Origin of the sequence: Plantactinospora sp. BB1, from assembly GCF_003030385.1 — a bacterium.
Taxonomy (GTDB): domain Bacteria; phylum Actinomycetota; class Actinomycetes; order Mycobacteriales; family Micromonosporaceae; genus Plantactinospora.
On the sequence record NZ_CP028159.1, the window covers coordinates 6,797,186 to 6,819,503 of the forward strand.

A 22,318-nucleotide genomic window follows, 5' to 3' on the forward strand; every position below is an offset into this window, starting at 1 on the left:
GGCCTCGGGCGGTGGAGGACGATGCCTGGTCAGGACTGGCGGTTGAAGAGTCGCTTCGACCAGAGGTACCCGCCGAGCGCGATGGCGGCGCACCAGGCGAGGGCGATCCAGGCGTTGTTTCCGATCGGCCCGCCCAGCAGCAGGCCGCGCAGGGTCTCGATGATCGGCGTGAACGGCTGGTACTCGGCGAACCAGCGCAGACCGGCCGGCATGGAGTCGGTGGGGACGAACCCGCTGCCCAGGAAGGGCAGCAGCACCAGCGGCATCGGCAGGTTGCTCGCGGTCTCGACGGACTTGCTCACCTGGCCGAGCGCGACGGAGAGCCACACGAGTGCGAAGGTCACCGCCAGCAGGAAGCCGGTCGCGGCCAGCCACCCGCCCAGCCCGGCGGTGGGCCGGAAGCCGACCAGCACCGCCACGCCGATCACGATCGCCAGGCTGAAGACCGTCTGGATCATGCTGCCCAGGACGTGTCCGGTCAGGACCGAGACCCGGGCGATGTGCATGGTGCGGAACCGGGTGATGATGCCTTCGGTCATGTCCATGGCGATGGAGATCGCGGTCCCCTGGACCGTGGCCGCCACGGTCATCAGGATGATCGCCGGCGCCACGTAGTTGGCGTACGCGGCCCGCCCGCCGGCCGAGCCGTCCACCACCCCGCCGAGTCCGGCGCCCAGGGTGCCGCCGAGTACGTAGACGAAGAGCAGCAGGAAGACGACGGGCATCCCGACCAGCATCAGGGTCATCGACGGGTACCGCAGCATGCGCTTGAGGTTGCGGCGCAGCATCGTCGCCGAGTCGCGCAGCGGATGGAGCCGGAGGCTCGCCGGGGCGGGGCCGGCGAGGGCGGGGGTACTCATCGGGCGGTCACCTTCTCGTTCGTGGGGTTGCCGGTGAGGGCGAGGAAGACGTCGTCGAGGTCGGGGGTGTGCACGGAGAGTTCGTCGACCTCGATGGCCCGGTCGTCGAGCCGGCCGATCAGGGTCTTCAGCGAGCGCAGGCTGCCGTCGCTGGGCACCCGCAGGGCGAGCGCGTCGGCCTCGCGGGAGGCCTGACCCAGTACGCCCAGGGCGGCGTCGAGGCTCCGCGGGTCGCCGAAGCGCAGCCGGACGTGTCCACCGGGGATGCGGCGCTTCAGTTCCTCCGCGGTTCCCTCGGCGACCACCCGACCGTGGTCGAGGACGGCGATCCGGTCGGCCAGTTCGTCGGCTTCCTCCAGGTACTGGGTGGTCAGGAAGATGGTGACGCCGCTGGCGACCAGGTCCCGGACGATCTGCCACATGTTCCGGCGACTGCGCGGGTCCAGTCCGGTGGTCGGCTCGTCGAGGAAGATCACTTGCGGGCTGCCGACCAGGGTCATCGCCAGGTCGAGCCGCCGCCGCATCCCGCCGGAGTAGGTCGCCGCCGGTTTCCGGCCCGCATCGGCCAGGTCGAACTGTTCGAGGAGCTGGGCGGTGCGCCGCCGGCCCTCGCCCCGGGGGAGGTGGTGCAGGTCCGCCATCAGCAGCAGGTTCTCCTCGCCGGTGAGCAGGTTGTCGACCGCCGAGAACTGACCGGTGACGCCGATCGCGGCGCGTACCGCGTCCGGCTCGCGGCCGAGGTCGTGCCCGGCGACCGACGCGTCACCGGCGTCCGCCCTGAGCAGGGTGGACAGGATCTTGACCGTGGTGGTCTTGCCGGCACCGTTCGCGCCGAGCAGCGAGAAGACCGTCCCCCGTCGTACGTCGAGGTCGAGACCGTCGAGTACGACGTGGTCGCCGAAGGACTTGCGTAGTCCGGTCGCGACGATCGCCGGCTGGGATTGCCTGGTGGTCATGGTTGCCTCTCTCCGGGGGCCAGAGGTGGATCAGGAGCGGTGGACGGTGATGTCGCCGTAGGAGGTGCGGCCGCGCACCTGCACGGTCCGGTCGGTCTCGTCGGGGCGGGTGGCGCTCTCCATCAGGTTGCGCACCTGCCCGAATCCGGTGTTCACCTCCAGCCAGGCGGCGGTGCCGTCGGCGATGCCGATCTCCAGGTCGCCCATCGCGGTTTCGAGTACGACCGAGCCGCGGACCACCTCGCCGAGCCGGATGCTGCCGTTGGAGGACTTCGCGTCGACACCGGCGCCGGCCCGCTCGACCCGGATGTCGCCGTTGGCCGCGCGGACCCGTACGTCGCCGGTGACCGAGTCGACCGTGGTCTCGCCGTTGGAGTTCTTGATCACCGCGGTGCCCTCGATCTCGCCGATCCGGACCTTGCCGGAGCCGGTGGAGATCTCGGCGTTGCCGGTGATGCCGTCGGCCGTGACGTGCCCGGCCGCCGTCTCCAGCCGGAGCGGGCCGGTTCGTTCGAGCCAGACGTTCCCGGCGGAGGTCTTGACCCGGCACTCCCCGAGTCGACCGGCGCAGCGGATGTCGCCCACCTGCATCTCGGCGGAGACCTGTGAACCGCTGGGCAGTGCGATCGACACGTCGACCGACCTGCTCTTGCGGGAGAAGTCGAAGGGGCGCGACTTGGGGCCGGTCACCCGGAGCACCCCGTTGGTGTAGTCGACGCGTACCTGTGCGGCGGCCTTCACGTCCGACTCGTCGGCCTCGTCGCTCGGGCGGACCTCGACGACGGTGTCGGTCCGGTCGCTCGCGGTGATCTGCACGGCGCCGACGCCGAGTTCGAGGGTGACGGCGATCGATTCGGGCGTCTCGAAATTTGGCATGGTTGTCTCCACATCATCGGTAGCTGAGGCGTCCCCGCAGGTCAGGGACGTGGAAGGAAAGGCGTGGGTGTGGCTAGCGCACCCAGCCGCTGAAGCGCTGCTGGGTCCGTTTTCCGCTGGTGCGGGCCTCGGGCCGCGCGGCGCGGTCGGAGCGTTGCAGGCCGGCGGCGGCCGCCCGGACCAGCCAGGCGTTGACCGAGCGGCCCTCCTTGGCCGCCGCCTCCTCGATCGCCGCCTTGAGCTGCTCCGGCAGGCGTACGTTGATCCGCGCGGCGGGACCCTCCTCGGCGATCAGCAGATCGCCCTCCGGCCCACCGTCGACCGGCGCCGTGGCGTCCCCGGCGGCGGACTCCAGTGGCTCGGCGGGTGGCGGGGTCACGACGAAGTTCGGATCCCGCCCGCGCAGCCGCAGCTCCACCGAGCCGGGAGCCAGGTCCCGGGTGATCTCGTCGGCGGCGGCCGAGAGCGCGTCCAGCAGCGTCATCCGGATCGCCGACTCGAGCGACCCGGTCAGGCGCTCGACCAGCACCCGCGACTCCTCGCCGCCGGCTTCGGCGAGCGTGGCGAACTCACGTCCGAGGTTGCTCACGTACGAGGTCAAATCCATGGTGCCATCATGGCACACGCATGGCACCACTGCAAGCCATCTTGGCTCAGGGTGCTGCCATGCGTGGTGCCAAGTGGGTGTGCCAAGCCGCATCTGGGCAGCTCAGAGGTGGGTTACGGGTCAGCCGAGGGCGGCGCGCAGCCGGTCGTACGTCGGGGCGAGTTCGCGGAGCGCGGCGGCCGCCGCCGGCAGATCCCCGACCACCATCGGGTACTGCATCGAGCCCACCAGCCGGGCCTGGAGCGCGGCGATCCCCGCCGCCTCGGCGTACCCGGCCCGCAGCAGGCAGTCCGCGGTGTCGCCGAGCCGACGCGCGCCGACCCGGATCGCGAAGTAGATCAGGTGCTCCCGCAGCCCGCCGCCCGCACCCGCCTCGATCAGCTGGGCGACCCGTTCCGCCGCCTCGCCGTTGCCGAGACTGCCGGGTGGCATCGCCACCTCGGCCTCCATGGCGAGCCGCCTGATCGCCGTCGGGACGATCGACCGGATCGCCTCGGCGTCGGACACCTCCGCGACCTGCCGGAAGTCGGTACGCATCGTGTACGGCTCGCCGTAGTCCACCGTCTCGGCCCGCCAGGCGGCCAGGAAGTCGTCCACCGGCACCTGGGCGTACGGGTAGCCGTGCGGGTCGTGCACGAGCACCCGGTCGTCGGCCACGTCGAGGACGACCACGTAGTGATCGGCGCCGATCGGCCCGGTCATCTCGGGATGGTGCCGCAGGTGACCCATCTCCAGCGGCCCGACCCAGACCGGACCGGTCGCGGCCGCCCCGGCGAGGCGGGCCAGCGCCTCGTCGGCGGTACCGCCCCGGCTGACCGCCGAGCGCCAGCCGATCGCCGCCAGCGCCTGGTCGAAGCCGAGTTCGGGATTCCAGCCGTACGCGTCGAAGAACACCGTCCGACCGCCGATCAGTTGCATGCCGAACGGGCCACCGGTGGTGACCTCGATGACGGCGGTCGACGGGGCCCGCTCGCCGAGCAGCATCGCGAACGAGTTGGCGTAGCAGTACGGGCCGCTGCCGACATAGGGGGTGTGGCGCATGGAGAGAGCCTTTCGTCGGGGTGGATCGGGAGACGGAGAGCTGACCGGGTACGCGACGAGGCGCAGGGCCCTCGGCGACAGCCGCCCGGCCGCGCCGAACTCGCCGGCCCGCAGGTACCTTCGCCGCACGCCATGGAGTCTGCGCCGCGCCCCCGGGAGGAGGTCAAGGCGGAACCGGACCACCCGGCGGCGGCCGTATACCGTTGCCGTAGCACGGCGGACGACCCGACGGGTGACCCGGGCGGGCCGGCCGGGCTGTGCGCAGTGCGGCGGGAGGGATCCGGGATGCGGCTGTCCGTGGGATGTGCGATGTGGACGCACAGGTCCTGGCAGGGGCGGTTCCTGGCGCATCCCCTGCCGGCCGCCGAACGACTGCGCGGCTACGCCGGCTGGTGCGACGCGGTCGAGGGGAACACCACCTTCTACGCGACCCCGACCAGGGAGACGGTGGCCTCCTGGGCACGGCAGACCGATCCCGACTTCCGGATCGTGGTCAAGATCCCGAAGACCATCACGCACGAACACCGGCTCACCGACGTCGACGAGCCGCTCCGGGCCTTCCTGACCGCGGTCGAGCCGCTCGGCCCCCGGGCACACGCGCTCTGGATCCAGTTGCCGGGCTCCTTCGCCCCCGGCGACGTCGCCGTGCTCGCCCGCTTCCTGCGCCGGCTCCCCGACTCGCACCGCTATGCCGTCGAGGTCCGCGACCCCGCGTTCTTCACCGACCCGCGCGCGACGCGGCTGCTCGAAGGGGTACTCGCCGACGCCGCCGCCGAGTGGATCCCGTTCGACACCACCGGGTTCTTCCGGCGTCCGCCGACCAGCGACGCGGAACGGGACGCCTGGACCAAGAAACCCCGGATGCCGCTGCGGACGGTCGCGCTGACCGACCGGCCGATCGTCCGGTACCTCGGTCGCGACGATCCCGAACAGACCGTGCGGGGCTGGCGGCACTGGGTCGACGTCGCCGTCGACTGGCTGGGCGAGGGGCGCTCGCCGACCGTCTTCATCCACACCCCGGACAACGCCGACGCGCCGATGCTCGCCCGCCGCTTCCACGACGAGGTACGGGCCCGGGTACCCGGACTCGCCGCACTGCCGGAGCCGACCCCGGCCGAGCCGCTGACCCTCTTCTGACCCGGCGACCCGTGCTTCCTGCCGGGGCGGCGGTCGGTCAGCGGACCCGGATCCACTCGCTGGGGCCGTTGCCGAAGAGCCGCATCGTGTCGCCGGTGCAGATGTATTCGGTCGGCTCCAGCAGCAGCGACAGCGGGACGCTGGCGTTGCGGCTGCTGCCCCGGTAGAGCACGATCGTCCCCTTGGCCCGTACGCCGCTGACGTACTCCACGCCGTTGCGGTGGTAGACGTTGGCCGAGGCGGTACCCCGGGTCCGCTCCCGCCACCGGACACCCCGATAGGTCGCGGTCTCGTCCGTGGTCCGGCTGAAGTCCAGCGTCACCCTGCCGTCCGCCCCGTAGGTCTGTATGGTGCCGGCACCCCCGCTGAACTGGACGCTCTGGTTGTCGATCTTCTTGTCCGACTGGCCGCCGAGGCTGCGCCAGGTGCCGACCATGCAGGCGTCCACCCCGGCGGCGGTCACCGTCGGCGTGACGGAGGGCCGGGGTGACGCGCTGCCGCCGGGCGTCGCGGAGCTGCTCACCCCGGCGGCGCCGGTCAGCTCCGTACCCCGGTTCGGGTCGCCGCCCCCGGCGACGGCGGCGGCGACGGTGGCGGCGGCCAGCACGGCGGCGACCGCCACGGCCGCACCCGTCACCCGGACCCGCCGGGACCGGGACAGCGCCGTCCACCGGCCGAGCCGCCCGCCCGGCGCGGCGGTGCCGGCGGTCGCGGGTTCGGCGGCCGGCAGCGGCGCCGGCACCCCGACCGTGGCCGGCTCGGCGGAGCCGGCCGGAACCCGCAGGCTCCCCTCGGCGACCACAAGTTCCGGCTGCTCGACGACGCTGGGGGCGATGTCCAGCGCCCGGTGCAGCGCGGTCGCGACCGCCGGCATCCGGCTCGACCCGCCGGAGAGGAAGACCGCCGCGACCGCCGACTCCCCGTCGTCGAGCCGGCCGAGCAGGGCACGGGTGGTCGCCACGGTACGCGCGACGACCGGCGCCGCCAGCTCCTCCAACTCCTCGCGGCCGAGCGGCATGTCCACATCGAAGAGCGGTACGTGCACCAGCGTCGTGGTGCTCCGGGTCAGCATCTCCTTGCCGGCCCGGGCGTTGGCCCAGAGCTGCTGGCTGGCCCGCCGGTCCGAGGTGCTCTCCGGACTGGTCAGCCGGGCCCAGAGCGACTCGTCCCGGCTGCCGATCGTGGCACCGATCCGCTCCACGATCGCGGCGTCGACGTCGAGCCCGCCGCAGTCGGCCAGCCCCTCGGTGGCCAGCACCTCGAACCCGTCCCCGGTACGGCGTACCACGGTGACGTCGAAGGTGCCGGCGCCGAAGTCGTAGACCACCGCGTAGCGCCCGACCGGCAGCTCCCGGCCGGCCACCTCGACGAAGAAGTTGGCGGCGGCGACCGGCTCGGCGACCAGGCGTACGGTCGGCAGCACCCGGTTCGCGGCGGCCAGCAGGGTGCCCCGGCGGTGCGTACCCCAGGCGGCCGGGTAGGTCAGCACCGCCTCGGTGACCGGTTCGGTGGTGATCAGGCGTACCTCGCTGGCCACCCGGCGCAGCGGTGCGGCGAACAGCTCCTCGACCGACATCTCCCGGCCGCCGAGCAACACGGTGCCCTCGTCGACGCAGCGCTTCGGATAGGGCTCGTAGGACTGTGGCAGTGAGAGTGCGGTGTGCAGCGCGTCCTGGCCGACCAGCAGCCGCTCGCCGGTGTCGGCACAGACCGCCGAGCGCAGCAGCGGCGAGCCGTCGAAGAGCAGCGGCCGGGGTTCCCGCCCCGGCAGAGCCAGCACCGCGACCGTGTTGTAGGTGCCGAAGTCGATGCCGAGTCTCGCGCCCACGCCACGCACAGCATCACGGTACGGGAGCCGCGCACCGACACGCTCGCCCGTTCGGCGCTTCCTCGCCCCGGCGACGACGCGGGCCCGACCGGGGGCCGGGGGACCCTGGCGGAGGTCGTCGGCGGTCGCTCAGAGCCAGCCGTTGTCGACGGCGATCCGGTACGCCTCCGCCCGGCTGCCGGCGCCGAGCTTGCCGACCACTGCGGCCAGGTGGTTGCGTACCGTGCCCTGCGACAGCGAGGTGCGCCGGGCCACGGCCGAGACGGGCGCGTCCGCGCCGGCCACCCGGAGCACCTCCAGTTCGCGCGGGGTCAGCGGACACTCGGGGGCGATCAGCGCCTCCGCCGCGAGCGCCGGGTCGACGTACCGTGCCCCGGCGTGCACCCGCCGGACGACGTCGGCCAGCGCGCCGCCCGGCGCGCCCTTGGCCAGGAAGCCCCGGGCGCCGGTGCCCAGTGCCCGGCGCAGGTGTGCGGGCCGGCCGCGACCGGTGAGGATGACCACCGCGCAGGAGGGCATCGCCCGGGCCAGTTCGGCGGCGACGCCCATCCCGTCCAGCGCCGGCATCTCCAGGTCGACCACCGCGACGTCCGGCCGGTGCGCCAACGCCGCCTGTACCGCCGCCCGGCCGTCGGCGGCCTGCGCCACCACCTCCAGGTCGGGTTCCAGGTCGAGCAGGGCGGCGACGGCGACTCGGATCAGCTCCTCGTCGTCGGCGAGCAGTACCCGGATCACGGCCGGTCCGCCCTGGCCGGTGCCGGTTCACCCGGCTCACCCGGCACGCCCACCGCCGCCCTCGTGCCCGCCGCCGCCGTCTGGTCCGCCACCGTCGCTCTCCTCCCCGTCACCGTCGCCTCCCGTCCGTGCACCCGGCACCCGTGGCCGCGCCACCGTCGGCCGTGCCCCGGAATCGACCCCGTCATGCACGGCCGGGCCGACCTCGTCATGCACGGCCGGGCCGACCCCGTCGCCCACGGCCGGGCCGGGCGCGGCGGCCTCCGCCGGGGCCGGCACGACGGCCTCGACCGTGAAGACGCCGTCGCGGTGTTCGGTCCGGAGCAGCCCGTCGGCGTCGGCCAGCCGGTCGGCGAGACCGCGCAGTCCCGAGCTGTGCCGGTCCGGCGCGGCCGGCCCCGCCCCGTCGTTGGCGACGGTCAGCCGGAACCGGTCGCCGTCCCGACCGACCTCGATGGTGCACCAGGTGGCCCGGCTGTGCCGCAGCAGGTTGGTACTCGCCTCGCGCAGCACCGGAGCCAGTTGGGCGGCGACCTCCTCCGGTACGTCTCCGGCCGGCTGGGTGACCGCGCAGCGTACCCCGGAGGAACGCAGTACCTCGGCGGTGGCCGCCAGTTGTTCGCGCAGGTCGACCGCGCGGTAGCCGTGCACCGCCTCGCGGACCTCGGCCAGGGCCGCGACGGCCAGCCGCTGCACCTCGGCGGCCTCCCGCCCGGCCCGTTCCGGATCGGCCGAGGCGAGTCGGGACGCGAGTTCCGCCTTGAGCGCGATCACCGAGAGGTGGTGTCCGAGCAGGTCGTGCACGTCCCGGGCGAACCGGAGCCGCTCCTGGGTGGCGGCCAGCCGGGCCTGGGCGGCCCGGCCCCGCTGCGCCTGTACCAGCAGGTCCCAGAACCACACCTGGAACCAGCCGATCGCGGCGACGGAGAGCCCGATGCCGCCGGTGATCAGGAGGTGGTCCGACACCTCGCCGCCGGTCCACCGGGCCACCGCGACCGCGACGCCGACGGTCGCCGCCACCACCAGGGTCGCGGTGCGGCGGCCGAGCAGCAGCGGCGCGGTACCGACGGTGGAGGCGCCGAGCCAGGCCCAGGTGGGCCAGTCGCCGCCGGCCACCGGAGCGACCAGCGGTACGGAGGCGACGGCGGTTCCGGCGTACCCGGCCAGTGCGCGGCGCCGGGCCGAGGCGGTCAGCCAGGGGGTGAGCAGGACGTACAGCGCGACGATCTGGGCGGTGGCGACGGCGACGATGCCGGCCGCGCCGAGGGCGATCCAGAGCGGATCCGACTCGCGGGCGAGCCCGATCCCCGGCATCATCAGCGCGGTCAGCAGCGTGCTGAGCAGCGCGACCAGGGTGGCGATCCGGGGCCGGCGCAGCCGGGGATCACGCCCGGGCGGATCGGTTGGGCTCGCCATCCGGCCGATGCTATGTCCCCGGGCACGGTCGATGCCGACTGCCCGGGGTCCGGCCCGTCCGGTCGAACCCGGTTCGGTGGGCGATTCGGCGAATCGCGTCGTACCTCACTTGTAGAGAAACGGGTCGCGGGGGTGGCGACGGCGGCGCCGCCGCATCAGGCGGCGTACGGCGGATAGGACCGACCTCAACGCGCTCGGCCAAACCATTTTCCCCCCGAGGGGTGCGGCGGGGACCGGGTGGGTGGGATCGCTAACATCCCCGCCGAAAAATATCGCTTCGGATCGTTCTCGGCAACAACCTGGACCGGCCGGCCCCGCTGACTCCCCGGGGTTGCGGTGCAACGCTCCGGGCTCGGCAGGTACGCCGTGGGAGCGCGTCCATTTGATCATGCTCGACCCCTTGACGATTGTCGTTCCATCGTATTGAGTCGATATCGATCCGAACGGGCAATGCACCCGACGACGGGAAAGGCAGGGGGTGGCATGTCCGTGTCCCGGTTTGCTTTGACATGCCCCGGAGGATTTCTCCGGACCAATGGCGATCAAATAGTCGACGGCGACGGACGGCCGGTTATCTGGCGGGGGATTGGCCTCGCCGGTTGGCTCAACTTCGAGAACTGGATGACCGGTTTCCCGGCGTACGAGCAGGGCATGCGGGCCGCCGTGCGGGACGTGCTCGGTCCGGAGCGGGCGGCGTTCTTCTTCGACCGCTTCCTGGAACACTTCTTCACCGCCGACGACGCCCGGTTCATCGCCGGGCTGGGCTGCAACGTCGTCCGCATCCCGGTCAACTACCGGCACCTGGAGGACGACCGGCGACCGTTCGAGATCGTGGAGTCCGGCTTCCACCACCTGGACCGGGCCATCGAGCTGCTCGCCGCCTGCGGCGTACGCACCATCATCGACCTGCACGCGCTGCCCGGCTGGCAGAACCAGGACTGGCACAGCGACAACCCCACCCACGTCGCCCAGTTCTGGCAGCACCCGCACTTCCAGGACCGAGTCGTGCACCTCTGGCGGGCCATCGCCGGCCGCTACCGGGACGAGCCGTGGGTCGCCGCGTACAACCCGGTCAACGAGCCGGCCGACCCGAGCGGCGAGGTGATCGGACCGTATTCCCGCCGGCTGGTCGAGGCGATCCGCGAGGTCGACCCGGAGCACATCGTGATCCTGGAGGGCAACCGCTACTCCAACGACTTCGACGTCTACGGCGAACCGCTGCCCAACGTCATCTACTCGCACCACGACTACGCCCCGCCCGGCTACGTGCCGGACGGCCGCTACCCCGGGGTGGCGCACCTGACCCACGTCTGGGAGTCGCCGGACGGCGTCGGCTACGAGCACGGCATCCTGCTGCCGGACCAGTCCCGCGACCAGTACTTCGACGCTGATGTGCTGGAGCGGACATACCTCAAGCGCAGCGAGTACATGCTCCGCACCGGTACCCCGGTCTACGTCGGCGAGTTCAACGCGGTCTTCACCGGCGACGCGGAACAGGACCGGATGCGGCTGGACCTGCTCGCCGACCAGTTCGAGATCTACACCCGGCACCGGGCCAACTGGGCGTTCTGGCCCTACAAGGACATCGGCGTCGCGGCACCGCTGACCGTCGACCCGGAGAGCCCGTGGATGCGCCGGCTCCGGCCGGTACTGGAGAAGAAGGCCCGGCTCGGTGTCGACCTGTGGGGCGGCCGGCACGACCACATCCAGCAGGTGATGGGACCGCTCAAGGAACTCTTCGCCCGGGAGTTCCCGGACTACCTGCCGTTCCCGTTCGGCAGCGAGTTCCTGATCGGCCGGCTGGTGCCGCAGATCCTCTTCGCCGAGGCGCTGTTGCCAGAGTTCGGCGAACTGTTCCGGGGGATGGGCGAGTCGGCGATCGACGAGATGATGCGCTCGTTCCGGTTCGACCAGTGCCGGCAGCGCGAGCCGCTGGTCGAGCTGCTGCGCCGGGCCTGTGCCCAGCAAGCGCCGGTGTGAGGCGATGTCGTCGACCACCGGGGCTCCGGCCCTGGCCCGCCCCCGCGACCTGCCCAGGCCGGCGGCGTCCCCGCCCGGGCGCAAGGACGCGCTCCGGGTCAAGCTGATCGACACCTTCGAGCTGCGGATGCGCCGGGGCCTGTGGCGGCCCGGCGACGTCACCCTGCTGCGGACGCTCGGCAGCGCACGCCGGATCCTCGCGGTCTGCGACCGGCCGGAGCAGCGCCGCCGGCTCGACGCCTATCTCGGACACTGGCGGGACCGCGGCGTGCTCGACCACCACCGGACGGTCGAGGCCGCCGACCTCGCCGCCCCGGACGACCCCGATCCGGTACGCGCCGTGGTGCGGGCCGCCGTCGCCGCCGGACTCGGCCGGCGGGACGCCTTCGTCTGCCTCGCCGGGCCACCGGCGACCGCGAGCACCGTGCTGGCCGCCGCCATGTACCGCCGGTACGCCCACGCGGTCCGGGTGCACGACGACCTGCCGTCGCTGCTCGCCTCCCTGCACTGGAGCGCCCGGGTGGTGGCCGGCGAGCCGGCACTCGCCGCCGAGACGCGCGATCCCGTGCTCCTGGTCGACGTGGACACCCTGCTCGCCGACCCCGCCCCGGTACGCCCCGACGAGGAGGCCGCGATCCGGCACCTCGTCGGCTACGACGACGTACTCGCCGGCCAGCTCGACGGGGTCGCGGAGCCGGCCCTGATCCGGCAGGCGGCGCTGGACGCGGTGGCCCGGCTGCTGCACCGGTACGGCCCCGGCGACGGGCGGATCTGGCCGGCACCGCCACCGGCGACCGCCGCCCCTGCGGTGCTCCCGGCGCCCGCCGCGGCGGGACCGGGACCGGGGTGGCGGCCGTCGGTGCCGGCGCCGGTCCGGGCGCACCGGATCCGGGAGCTGGGCTATCCGGTCACCTTCACCGCCGGGGTCCTCGCCCCGGACAACCCGGTGCTCTCCGCCCACCTGCCGGCCGGCGCCCGGGTGCTGGCGGTGGTCGACGACTACTCGCCGACCGTCACCGCCGCCCTCCGGGACTCGCTCGCCCGCCGTTGCCGGCAGGGCCGGCTCGCGGGCTACACCGTGCTGCCGGTGCGCAGCTCGCCCGGGGGCAAGACCCTCGACGCCGCCGGGCGGCTGCTGCGGCGGGTACGCGGACTCGGCCTCGGGCCCGCCGACCGGATCCTGGCGGTCGGCGGCGGCACCGTGCTCGACCTGGTCGGCTACGTCGCCGCCTGCCATCCCGGCGGTACCCCCTACCTGCGCGTCCCGACCACCCTGGTCGGACTGGTCGACGCGGGCGTCGGGCTGAAGGTCGGCGTCGACCTCGACGGCCGGAAGAACCTGCTCGGCGCCTACCATCCGCCGCTGGCCTGCCTCTGCGACGCCGGATTCCTGACCACCCTGCCGGAGCCCGAGTTCCGGTGCGGACTGGCCGAGATCGTCAAGATCGCTCTGGTCCGGGACGCCCGCCTCTTCGCCCTGGTCGAGGAGCACCACGCCGGGCTGCGCGACCCCGCCACCGCCCCGGTGCTCGACGAGGTACTCCGGCGCGCGGTCGCCGCGATGCTGGTCGAACTGGAGGAGAACCCCTGGGAGCGGCGGCTGCGCCGGCTGGCCGACTTCGGCCACGAGTTCGGGCACGTGCTGGAGGAGCGCTCCGGCTACCGGCTCCGGCACGGCGAGGCGGTGGCGGTCGGGATGGCGCTCTCCTGCCGGCTGGGCGTGGCCGCGGGGCGGCTGCCGGAACGCCTCGCCGACCGTACCGAGACGCTGCTGCGCCGGATCGGGCTGCCGACGTACGACGACTGCTGTGACGCCGCCGAACTGTGGCGGGCGCTGCACACCCACGTACTGCCACACAAGGGCGGCGAGCTGCACCTGGCCGTACCGGTCGGGCTCGGGGTCGGCGGCTTCGTCGACTCGATCGAGGAGATCGGCGCGGCCGACCTGGAGCGGGCCTGGTCGGCGCTGCGCCACCGGGCCGGTACGCCGGTCCGGACCACCGGAGCCGGCGGCGAGCCGGTGCTGCCGGCCCCGGCGTGGAGCGGTTCGTGACCGGAGGACCGGGCAGGACGGGCAGACGCGGATGACGGGGCTCGAACGGCAGCCGGGCGGAACGGCGGGCACCGGCCGGGACGGCGCACCGGATGCCGCCGGCACGGCGGGGACGGGCCCGGACGGGTGGCCCGGGGCGGCGGCGGAGCGGGGCGTGGTGGTCGACGTCGGCGGCACCTGGACCCGGTTGGCGCTGGCCGAGCGGGGCCGGCTGGTCGGCGAGGTGGTCCGGTTCGCCACCCCGACCCGGCGCGACCGGCCGGAGATCCCGCTGGCCGTCGTCCGGGACGACCTGCTGGACCGGATCGCCGCCGAGGCCGACCGGCTGCACCGGGCCGCCGAGCCCACCGGCCGGCGCGACGTCGGGGTCGCCTTCGGCGCGGTGGTCACCGCCGAGGGGGTGGTCCGGGACGCCAGCGTGCTCTGGCAGGCGCGGTCGGCCGGCTACGACGTACGGGCCGCGCTGCGGGCCCGGCTGCCGTGGGCCCGGGTCACCGTACTCAACGACGTCGCCGCGGCGGCCTGGCACTACCGGCGGCTCGGCCGGTTCGCCCTGCTCACCGTCAGCACCGGCGTGGCGGTCAAGGTCTTCGACGACCGGCTGCCCGGCACCGCCAAGCTGCTCGCCGACCCGACCGGGCTGGGCGGGGAGATCGGGCACGTGCCGGTGGAACCGAGCCGGCTCGACGCGGTACCCGGTGGACCGGCCGGCGCCGCCCGGCTCGGCCGGGCCGCCGCCGCCGGAGACCGGGCCGCCCGCGAGGAACTGGCCACACTGGACCTGCCGTGGTGCGACTGCGGTGCGGTGGCCGACCTCTGCGCGTACAGCTCCGGGCCGGCGGTGCTGCGGGCGGCGGCCCGGCGCGCCCGGCAGGAGCCGGCCGACTTCGCCGGTTCGGTACTGCACCGGCTGGTCGGCGGCGACCCGGACCGGATCGACGGCCGGGCGCTCGCCGACGCCGCCCGGACCGGCGACGCGTTCGTCACCGACCTGGTGCGTGCGGCGACCCGGCACCTCGCGGTGGCGCTGTTGCAGGTCTGCGCCCAGCTCGGGCTCTGCCGCGTGGTGGTGGTCGGCGGCTTCGCGCACGGCGTCGGCGCACCCTGGTTCGCCGCCCTGCACGGATGGCTGGCGCAGCTCTGCGTGGACGCCGGCTGGTTCGCCGGCTGGACGGCCGCCGAGCGGGACGGGCTGCTGCACGTCCCCGACGACGCCGAGTCGGCCACCCTGGCCGGGATGGCCGGCTACCTCGCCGCGCGGCGGGCCGAGATCCGCGAGCTGGTCAAGCCCGTCGGCGAGTCGCGGCTGCTCCTGACCACCGGCGCCCGGCCGCGCTGCGGCCGCGAGCAACTGCTGCTCATGCCCAGGTACGCCGGCCTCTGCGGCACCGACCTGGAGATTCTGCGCGGCGAACGGGGCCTGGAACCGGGGGTACTCGGGCACGAGTGCGTGGCCGAGGTGGTCGAGGTGGGTACGGCGGTCTCCGGCCCGCGCCCCGGCGACCTGGTGACGCTCAACCCCAACCACCCGACCGACGACTACCTCAAGCTCGGGCACAACCTGCCCGGGGTGTTCCGGGACCTTCTCGTCAGCGACCTGGGTGCGCTGGCACAGGGGCAGCTCGTCGAGGTGCCGGCGGGCTGCGGCCCGGAGTGGGTGCTGCTGGAGCCGCTGGCGGCGGTACTGCGGGCACACCGGGCCCTCGCCGCGGACTGGGCCGGCCGGGACGTCCTCGTCGTCGGTGCCGGCGTACTCGGCCTGCTGCACCTCGCCGTCGCCCGCGCCCGTGGCGCCCGTACCGTGATCGTCGCCGGCCGGAGCGACCGCAGGCTGCACGCCGCCGTCCACCGTGGACTGCCGGCCCCGGACGCGGTGCTGCCGCTCGGGCCGGGACTCGCCACCGGGGTACGGTCGGCCACCGCCGGCCGGGGCGCCGAGCTGGCGGTGCTGGCGGTGGCCGGTGACGGCGGACCGGCGGCGGCCGAACTCAGCTGGCCGGCGCTGGCCGACGGGGCCGGCCTGCACCTGTTCGGCGGCTTCCGGGCCGGCCGGCTGCTCCGGGTCGGCGACGGCGCGGCACTGGACCCGGGACCGGTGCGGGCCGGTGAGCGTCGGATCGTGCCCAACCCGGCCGGTGGCCGGTGCACCGTGGTCGGCACCCGGGGCGGGCGCGCCGAGGACTTCGCCGCCGCCCGCGAGCTGCTCACCGGGGGCGGCACCCCGGCCGTGCTCGACCTGGCGCCGCTGGTCAGCCACCTCGTCTCGCTGCCCGCGCTGCCGGGCGTGGCGACCGAACTCCTCGACCACGGTACGGTCGGCGGCGGCCCGCCGCTGCGGGTCGTGGTCGACTTCCGGCTCGACGGCACGGTGGTCTCCCCGGTGCCGGCCCGACGGGGTACGCCGTGACCGGGCGGCACTGGGCGGTCGAGCCGAGCGGAGCCGAACTCTGGGCGTACGTGCGGGCGGCGGCCAGCGGCGAGCGGCACGGTCCGGCGGGTACGGTCGCCGCGCTCGCCAGCCTCGCCGGGGTGCCCCGGCTCGGCTGGGTACACCCGCCGGCCTGGCCGAGAGTCTCCCGGCTCACCGCCGAACGGGGCGGCGGTACCCTGCTGCGCGGCTGCCGGCGGGCGGTCTTCGTCGGTACCGGCGGCTGGGCCTTCGGGCTGCGGGCGATCTCCGAGGCGGTGCCGGGACAGTCCGCGATCCGGGTACTTGACTCGCTCGACCCGGAGACGGTGCGCCGGACGCTGCACGAGTGGCCGGGGCGGGGCGCCGTCGCCGGGTTCGCGGTCAGCGCCTCCGGGCGTACCCGGGAGACCCGGCTGCTGGCCGCCACCCTCGCGCTGGCCCGGCACCGGACCGGCGGGGCGGCCCCGGCCTGGCTCAGCGAACGCGGCGGCACCCTCTCGGTGGGCGGCGGGCCCGACCAGGTGGCCCTCTACCACGCCCCACTCTCGGTGCCGGCGCTGCTCGCCGCCCGGATGCTGAGCTGGCCGCACTTCGACGACGCCTACCGGGCGTTCGCCGGTGCGGCCCGGGCGATCGGCGAGTGGGCCGGCGAGGAGTCGGCCCGGCTGCCGGCGACCGGCCGGCCCCGGGTGCTGTTCCGGCTGCCGCCCGGCGCCGGCCCGGGGCTGCGACTCTGGACCCTCCAGGCGGCCCGGCAGGGCTGGGGCGGCAAGTCCGAACGGTTCCGGCCGTGGCCGGACGTTGCGGCCGGACCGGCCTCCGGGCCGGACGTGGCGGCCGGACCGGCCTCCGGCGTCCGGCACGTCGACGAGCACGTCGACGAGCGGACACCGCCGGCGCTGGTGGTCGACGTCGCGGCGGGCATCTCCACGCTGTCCCGGCCGGCCGGGCCGGCCGGTGCGGTCGCCGCCGCGATGGCCGCCTGCTACGCGGTCGCCGCCCTGGTCGCCTGCGTCGCAGTACGGCACGGGTTGCGGTTCGCCACCCACGACGCCGTGGACCACTACAAGCGGCTGGTCCCGGCGGCCCCGACCGCCGCCGACCGGCCCACCGGGGCGGACGCGGTCGCCGGTACCGACGAACTCGCCGGGGTACTCGCCGGCTGGCTGGCCCGGCGGCCCGACCTCACCGCCGTGCACGTCGTCGGCTACGGTGCCGGCCCGGCCGCCGGGGTCGAGGCGGAGCGGCTGGCGCAGCGGCTCGGCCGCCCGGTCGAGGTGCACGAGGGCAGCGGCTGGAACCACCACTCCTACCAACTGGTCTGGCACACCCGCTCGGTCGGGGTGGCAGTGCTGCTCGACCCGGACCCGCCGGTCGGCACCGGCGACTCGGCCCTGGACGGCGCGCTGGCGGCCCAACGGCACACCCTGGACGCGATCGCCGTGGCCACCCACCGTTCGCTGGCGCCGCGCAGCCTGCTGCTGCACTGGCGCGGCGGGCCGGAGCGGGTCCGATGACGTTCCGGATCGGCATCGTCGGCGCCGGGTTCCTGACCCGCCGGGCGCTGCTGCCGGCGATCGCCGCCGCCGACGACCTGCGCCTGGTCGCCGTACTCGACTCCGACGAGGCGGCGCTGCGGGCGGTGGCCGCCGAGGTGCCGGGCGTCTGGTCCGGGACGGACGTGCGGGACTTCCTGCGTACGCCGCTGGACGGGGTGCACGTGGCGACGCCCAACCGGCGGCACGCCGAGTACGCCTGCCGGGCGCTGGCCCGGGGCGTACCGACCCTGGTGGAGAAGCCGCTCGCCGACACCGTCGCTGGTGGACAGTGGATCCTGCGCGCCGCGATGGCCTCCGGCGCGCCCGCGATGATCGGCTACATGTCCCGGTACAACGCCTACAACCGGGCGGTGGTCGAGCTGGTCCGCTCCGGACGGCTCGGCGCACCCCGGTCGATCGCCGCCTGCCACCTCGGGCACCGGCAGGGGGACTGGCGTAACCGGCGGGCCGAGAGCGGCCTCGGCTGCCTCGGCGACCTGGCGATCTATCCGTTGCTGACCGCGGCCGACGTCTTCGACGCCGCGCCGACCGCCTGCCGGGCCACCGGCTATCCCGCCGGTGACCGGGAGCAGACCGAGATCTTCGTCGAGGCGACGGTGTGGTTCGGCGACGAGCGGCGGCTCCAGGTCGAGTCGTCCTTCACCGAGCCACCGGAGACCGGCGTCTCGCGCTACACCGTCGTCTGCGAGCGGGGCCTGCTGGTGGTCCGGAACTCGTGGGCGATGGACTCCGGCGGCTCGGTGCTGGTCTGCGACGAACGGGGACGGCGCTGGCTGCGTCCGGAACCGGTGGATCCGTACCTCGCCCAGTACCGGGCGTTCGCGGCCAGCGCGGCCGGACAGCCGGTACCGGTCGAGGTGGGCGTCGCCCGCGGACTGCGGGACCTGCGGGTGTTGCACGCACTGGAACGAAGCGTCGCCAACGGCGGAGTGCGGTTGGCGTTGACCGGAGGGCAGAACCCATGAAGCTCGTCCTGCACAGCTACACCTTCCGCCGGTACCCCCTGCGGCACGTCTTCGCGGTCGCCGCGCGGCACGGCTGGGACGGCATCGAGCTGGTCCACTTCCACTTCGACCCGACCCGGGTCGAGAGCGAGGTCGCGGCGGCGGCGGCGCTCGGCCGGCGGTACGGGGTGGGCGTGCACTGCGTCGGCTACACCGGGGACTTCGTCGGCGACGACCGGTCGGCCCGGGCCGCCTCGCTGGCCCTGGCCGAGCGGACCATCGCCGCCGCCGCGGCCGCCGGGATCGAGATGGTCAACGGCTGGTCCGGGACCCTGGAACGGGATCCGGACGACTGGCGGGTCAACGGCAGCGCCCTGGCCGAGCAGGTGCACTACGAGCGGGCCGCCGAGGGCTACCGCCGGCTCGGCGACCACGCGGCCCGGCACGGCGTACGGGTGGGAGTGGAGGTGTATCCCGGCTCGGTACACGACACGGTGGCCGGCACCGCGAAGCTGCTGGCGATGGTGGACCATCCGGCCGTGGTCGCCACCGCCGACCCCGGCAACGCCTACGTGGTCAGCGCGGCCGACCGGAATCCCGACGTGCTCGACCAGCTCGCCGGCCGGCTCGGCTACTTCCACCTGAAGAACCTGCACCCGGACGGCGGACGGGCCGACTTCAACGTGGACACCGCCGACGGGGTATTGGACAACTACGCCTGGATCACCAAGGCGGACTCGCTCGGCGTACCGGCGATCTGTGTCGAGTACTGCGGCGACGGTGACCCGCACCCGCCGATCGCCCGGGCCGGCGACTACGTACGCGACTGTCTGGCGCTCCGCGACGACCTCGCCCGCCGGCACGCGGCGGCCGAGGCGGAGGCGGCCGAGGCGGAGGCGGTCGGGGAACTGGCCAGCGGTGCGGCGGCGCTGGCGGGTGCGGCGGGGTCCGGCCGGTGAGCGCGGCACGGCCGCCGGTCCGTCCCGCCGACCGGCCGGTCCGGTGGGGTGTGCTCGGCACCGGCTGGATGGCCGGGCGCTTCGTCGAGGACCTGTTGCGGCTGCCGGACGCCGAGGTGGTGGCGGTCGGCTCGCGTACCGGGGAGGCGGCCGAGCGGTTCGCCACCCGGTACGCGATTCCGCGCGCGCACGGCAGTTGGGCGGGTCTCGCCGCCGACGACCGGGTCGACGTGGTCTACGTGGCGACCCCGCACGCCAGCCACCACGCCGCCACCGCGCTCTGCCTGGACGCCGGCCGGTCGGTGCTCTGCGAGAAGCCGTTCACCCTCAACGCCGGCCAGGCCGTCGACCTGGTGGCCCGGGCCCGCTCGGCCGGTCTCTTCCTGATGGAGGCGATGTGGATGCGCTGCGTGCCGGCGATCCGCCGGCTGGTGACCCTGGTCCGGGACGGTGCGGTCGGGGTACCCCGGCTGGTGCAGGCGGACTTCGGCCTGGTGGGGCCGGTCGACCCGGGTCACCGGCTGCGGGACCCGGCGCTCGGCGGTGGTGCCCTGCTGGACCTCGGGGTCTATCCGGTGACGCTGGCCCAGTTGCTGCTCGGAACACCCGAGACGGTCACCGGGGTCGCCACGCTGAGCCCGTACGGCGTCGACGAGACCACCGCGCTGGTGCTGGGCTATCCGGACGGCGCGCTGGCCAGCCTCTCCTGCTCGATCGTCGCCGACACGCCGTGGACGGCGACGGTCTGCGGCAGCGCCGGCCGGATCGAGCTGGACCGGGGGTTCTTCCGGCCCGCCAGGCTGACCCTGCGGCAGGGTGACGCCGAGCCCCGGATCGTTGAGGTGCCCTACCAGGGGGAGGGGTTCGTGCACGAGGCGGTCGAGGTGATGCGCTGCCTGCGGACCGGGCTGACCGAGAGCCCGCTCGCCACCCTGGCCGACACCGTGGCGGTGCAGCGGATCCTGGACGCCGCCCGGGCCCGGACCGGGGTGCGCTATCCGGCCGACGACGACTGGCCGGCAGCGCCGGACGACCGCTCGACCGGGGCGGACGCCGGGCCGGCCCGGGGCGACGCCCGCCCGGCCGGGCCGGCCCGGGGCGACGCCCGCCCGGCCGGGCTAGGGGAAGACGACCCGGTTGCGCAGGCTGCCGACGATCCGGCCGCAGCGCATCGCGCACCGGGTCACCCAGACGGCGCGGGCTTTGCGGGAGCGGACCAGGTCGGGCAGGTGGCGCAGCAGCCAGCGCCACTCCCGGGCGGCCGGCCGGACCGAGCGGGGTAACCCGGCGGCGGCGAAGTCGCGGTAGAGCCGGGGATGGCTGAGGCCGTACGAGTAGTACTGCCGGGCCATCTCCGGGAGCCGGCGACGCAGCCGGTAGTGCACCACCGCGTCCGGCAGCGCCCCGATCGGGTAGCCGGCGAGCTGCGCCCGCCAGAAGAAGCTGACCTCGTCCGAGCCGTACCGGTAGGCCGGGTCGAAGCCGCCCAGCTCCTCGAAGACGGTCCGGCGCACCCCGCAGTTGGCGCCGAGGGCGTACGGGAGGAAGTCGAATCCGGACTGGAGTGAGCCGGCCGGCTTCTCGGGGCGGGTGGCCAGCGAGACGTCGTCGTTGAGCAGCCGGCGCTCGACGTGTCCGCCGACGGCGGGGAACTCGGCGAGTCCGCGTACCATCCCGGCCACCCAGTCGGGCGCGACCACGTCGTCCTGGTCGCAGAAGAGCAGCAGTTCGCCCCGGCTCACCCGGCAGCCCTCGTTGCGGGCGTAGCTGGTGCCGGCCCGGGCGCCCGCCCGGTGCAGCCGGAGCCCGGGCAGCCGGTCGGCGAAGGCGGCGACGAGTTCCGGCGTACCGTCGGTGGAGCCGTTGTCGACCACGACGAGTTCCCAGCGTCCGGGGTAGGTCTGCCGGGCCAGCGCCGCGAGCTGCGCCCCGATGGTCGCCGCGCCGTTGCGGGCCGGCATGATCACCGAGACCAGACCCGGCCCGGTCCGGACCGGCGGATCGGCCGCCGGGCCCGCCGTCGTCGCGGTCGTCGCCTGTGCGGTCATCGCCGGCTCCGTCCGGTCGGTGGGAAGCGCAGTCGCTCGTCGCCGCCGAGCCAGTGCGACATGGCGGCGGCGAAGTGCTGGTGCCCCTCCCGGAGCGGATGGTCCCAGTCGCCGAACGGCACCCGGCCGAAGACCATCTCCCGGAAGGTCTGCTCCGGCCGGGGCGGCAGCGTCCCGAAGACCAGGTCGGCGCGGAGCGCGCGCATCACCGGTACCGCCTCGGCCGGGACCGGGTCGGGCAGGATCTCCCAGGCGAACGCGAACCGGCTCGGCACGCCGCGACCGGTGAGGTGGTGCTCCAGCAGCAGCCAGTCGACGAAGAAGTTGACCGTCTCGCCGGTGGGGTTGAAGAGGTGCCGCAGGTACGCCTTCGACGGCTTGTCCCCCTCGGCGGCCTTCCAGTCGGCGACCCGCTGCCAGTGCAGCTCGCCGGGGAGCGCCGGGCGTACCCCGAGGTCGGGGCGGACCGGGCCGTCCTCGATCCCGCTGTCGTAGTACTCGTTGCGGCTCAGCGCGGTCCACATGTTGACGAAGAGGATCTGGTCGTAGTCGATCCCGTGCGCCGCCCGGATCGACTCCAGGTGCTGCACGGTGGTGCGGACGGCCCGCCGGTTGGAGCCCCCGTCGCAGGCCAGGTTGACCACGTCGATGCCGAGCTGTCGCCCGAGTACGGCCGGCCAGGCGTCCCGCTCCGGCTCGGCCAGTTCGGCGCCCCGGGCGAAGCTGCAACCGTTGGCCACGAGCAGCCGGATCGTGCTCATGCGGCCGACCTCCCCCGTCCCGTACCTGCGGACCCACGCCGTGGGAACGCTCCCACGTGATGATGGAGGTAAATATATCCAGTACCGCCGAGGTGGGCAACGATGCGGCCGTGTCGGGGGATCTCGGTATGGTCTGGCTGCTGATCTG

General features: G+C 74.4%; 17 protein-coding genes and 1 pseudogene. 8 read left to right on the forward strand and 10 right to left on the reverse strand.

All coding sequences use genetic code 11. The features are described 5' to 3' along the window. Positions 1–29 precede the first annotated feature (29 nt). The 5 genes from C6W10_RS29705 to C6W10_RS29725 all read right to left on the reverse strand — a co-directional run bounded on the left by C6W10_RS29705 (position 30) and on the right by C6W10_RS29725 (position 4,469). Positions 30–860 carry an ABC transporter permease gene (locus C6W10_RS29705; protein ID WP_107262434.1) on the reverse strand — a complete coding sequence of 277 codons (831 nt, stop codon included), beginning with the start codon at positions 858–860 and terminating at the stop codon, positions 30–32. Continuing rightward, positions 857–1,816 (reverse strand): ATP-binding cassette domain-containing protein, encoded by a 960-nt coding sequence (locus C6W10_RS29710; protein ID WP_107262435.1) that lies wholly within the window; start codon positions 1,814–1,816, stop codon positions 857–859. The genes C6W10_RS29705 and C6W10_RS29710 overlap by 4 nt, the downstream gene beginning before the upstream one ends. Before the next feature lie 30 nt (positions 1,817–1,846). Continuing rightward, positions 1,847–2,692 carry a DUF4097 family beta strand repeat-containing protein gene (locus C6W10_RS29715; RefSeq protein WP_107262436.1) on the reverse strand — a complete coding sequence of 282 codons (846 nt, stop codon included), beginning with the start codon at positions 2,690–2,692 and terminating at the stop codon, positions 1,847–1,849. A 73-nt stretch (positions 2,693–2,765) separates the two neighbouring features. Next, the gene (locus tag C6W10_RS29720) at positions 2,766–3,299 is read right to left on the reverse strand and encodes a YlcI/YnfO family protein (RefSeq protein ID WP_107262437.1); all 534 of its coding nucleotides are present in this window, start codon (positions 3,297–3,299) and stop codon (positions 2,766–2,768) included. A 120-nt stretch (positions 3,300–3,419) separates the two neighbouring features. Continuing rightward, positions 3,420–4,469, reverse strand: coding sequence for a hypothetical protein (locus tag C6W10_RS29725; RefSeq protein WP_234361478.1), 1,050 nt, complete (start codon positions 4,467–4,469; stop codon positions 3,420–3,422). Between the two features lie 180 nt (positions 4,470–4,649). Between C6W10_RS29725 and C6W10_RS29730 the strand changes: the two genes are divergently transcribed. Beyond that, the gene (locus tag C6W10_RS29730) at positions 4,650–5,477 is read left to right on the forward strand and encodes a DUF72 domain-containing protein (RefSeq protein ID WP_199853770.1); all 828 of its coding nucleotides are present in this window, start codon (positions 4,650–4,652) and stop codon (positions 5,475–5,477) included. 37 nt (positions 5,478–5,514) lie between these two features. Here the strand turns inward: C6W10_RS29730 and C6W10_RS29735 are convergent, their stop codons facing one another. From C6W10_RS29735 to C6W10_RS29745, 3 genes are all read right to left on the reverse strand, one after another. Beyond that, entirely contained in the window at positions 5,515–7,314 is a 1,800-nt protein-coding gene (locus C6W10_RS29735; protein ID WP_159104807.1) for an Hsp70 family protein, read from the reverse strand. Between the two features lie 120 nt (positions 7,315–7,434). After that, positions 7,435–8,040: a DNA-binding response regulator gene (locus C6W10_RS29740; RefSeq protein ID WP_107262441.1), complete on the reverse strand. Its 606-nt coding sequence runs from the start codon at positions 8,038–8,040 to the stop codon at positions 7,435–7,437. Positions 8,041–8,076: 36 nt separating this feature from the next. Then, positions 8,077–9,456 (reverse strand): sensor histidine kinase, encoded by a 1,380-nt coding sequence (locus tag C6W10_RS29745; protein ID WP_159104808.1) that lies wholly within the window; start codon positions 9,454–9,456, stop codon positions 8,077–8,079. A gap of 621 nt (positions 9,457–10,077) precedes the next feature. On the opposite strand from C6W10_RS29745, the gene C6W10_RS29750 reads away from it, so the two are divergent. The 7 genes and pseudogenes from C6W10_RS29750 to C6W10_RS29780 all read left to right on the forward strand — a co-directional run. Continuing rightward, a complete protein-coding gene (locus tag C6W10_RS29750) occupies positions 10,078–11,436 on the forward strand; it encodes a glycoside hydrolase family 5 protein (RefSeq protein ID WP_199853097.1) in 1,359 nt (452 codons plus the stop codon). A 4-nt stretch (positions 11,437–11,440) separates the two neighbouring features. After that, positions 11,441–13,489 carry an iron-containing alcohol dehydrogenase gene (locus C6W10_RS29755; RefSeq protein ID WP_107262443.1) on the forward strand — a complete coding sequence of 683 codons (2,049 nt, stop codon included), beginning with the start codon at positions 11,441–11,443 and terminating at the stop codon, positions 13,487–13,489. Positions 13,490–13,520: 31 nt separating this feature from the next. Next, positions 13,521–15,896, forward strand: coding sequence for an ROK family protein (locus tag C6W10_RS29760; RefSeq protein ID WP_107262444.1), 2,376 nt, complete (start codon positions 13,521–13,523; stop codon positions 15,894–15,896). Then, positions 15,893–17,416: a hypothetical protein gene (locus tag C6W10_RS29765; RefSeq protein WP_107262445.1), complete on the forward strand. Its 1,524-nt coding sequence runs from the start codon at positions 15,893–15,895 to the stop codon at positions 17,414–17,416. The genes C6W10_RS29760 and C6W10_RS29765 overlap by 4 nt, the downstream gene beginning before the upstream one ends. Next, a complete protein-coding gene (locus C6W10_RS29770) occupies positions 17,413–18,423 on the forward strand; it encodes a Gfo/Idh/MocA family protein (RefSeq protein ID WP_107262446.1) in 1,011 nt (336 codons plus the stop codon). Before C6W10_RS29765 ends, C6W10_RS29770 begins: the two co-directional genes overlap by 4 nt. Next, positions 18,420–19,361 carry a sugar phosphate isomerase/epimerase gene (locus tag C6W10_RS29775; protein WP_107262447.1) on the forward strand — a complete coding sequence of 314 codons (942 nt, stop codon included), beginning with the start codon at positions 18,420–18,422 and terminating at the stop codon, positions 19,359–19,361. Before C6W10_RS29770 ends, C6W10_RS29775 begins: the two co-directional genes overlap by 4 nt. Beyond that, positions 19,358–20,359 (forward strand): annotated as a pseudogene (locus C6W10_RS29780) (Gfo/Idh/MocA family protein); the annotation flags it as partial. The gene C6W10_RS29775 and the pseudogene C6W10_RS29780, both read left to right, overlap by 4 nt. A 120-nt stretch (positions 20,360–20,479) precedes the next feature. Here C6W10_RS29780 and C6W10_RS38895 read toward each other — a convergent pair. After that, the gene (locus C6W10_RS38895; protein WP_107262448.1) at positions 20,480–21,409 is read right to left on the reverse strand and encodes a glycosyltransferase family 2 protein; all 930 of its coding nucleotides are present in this window, start codon (positions 21,407–21,409) and stop codon (positions 20,480–20,482) included. Then, positions 21,406–22,170 carry a DUF6071 family protein gene (locus tag C6W10_RS29790; protein ID WP_107262449.1) on the reverse strand — a complete coding sequence of 255 codons (765 nt, stop codon included), beginning with the start codon at positions 22,168–22,170 and terminating at the stop codon, positions 21,406–21,408. Before C6W10_RS29790 ends, C6W10_RS38895 begins: the two co-directional genes overlap by 4 nt. Positions 22,171–22,318 lie beyond the last annotated feature (148 nt).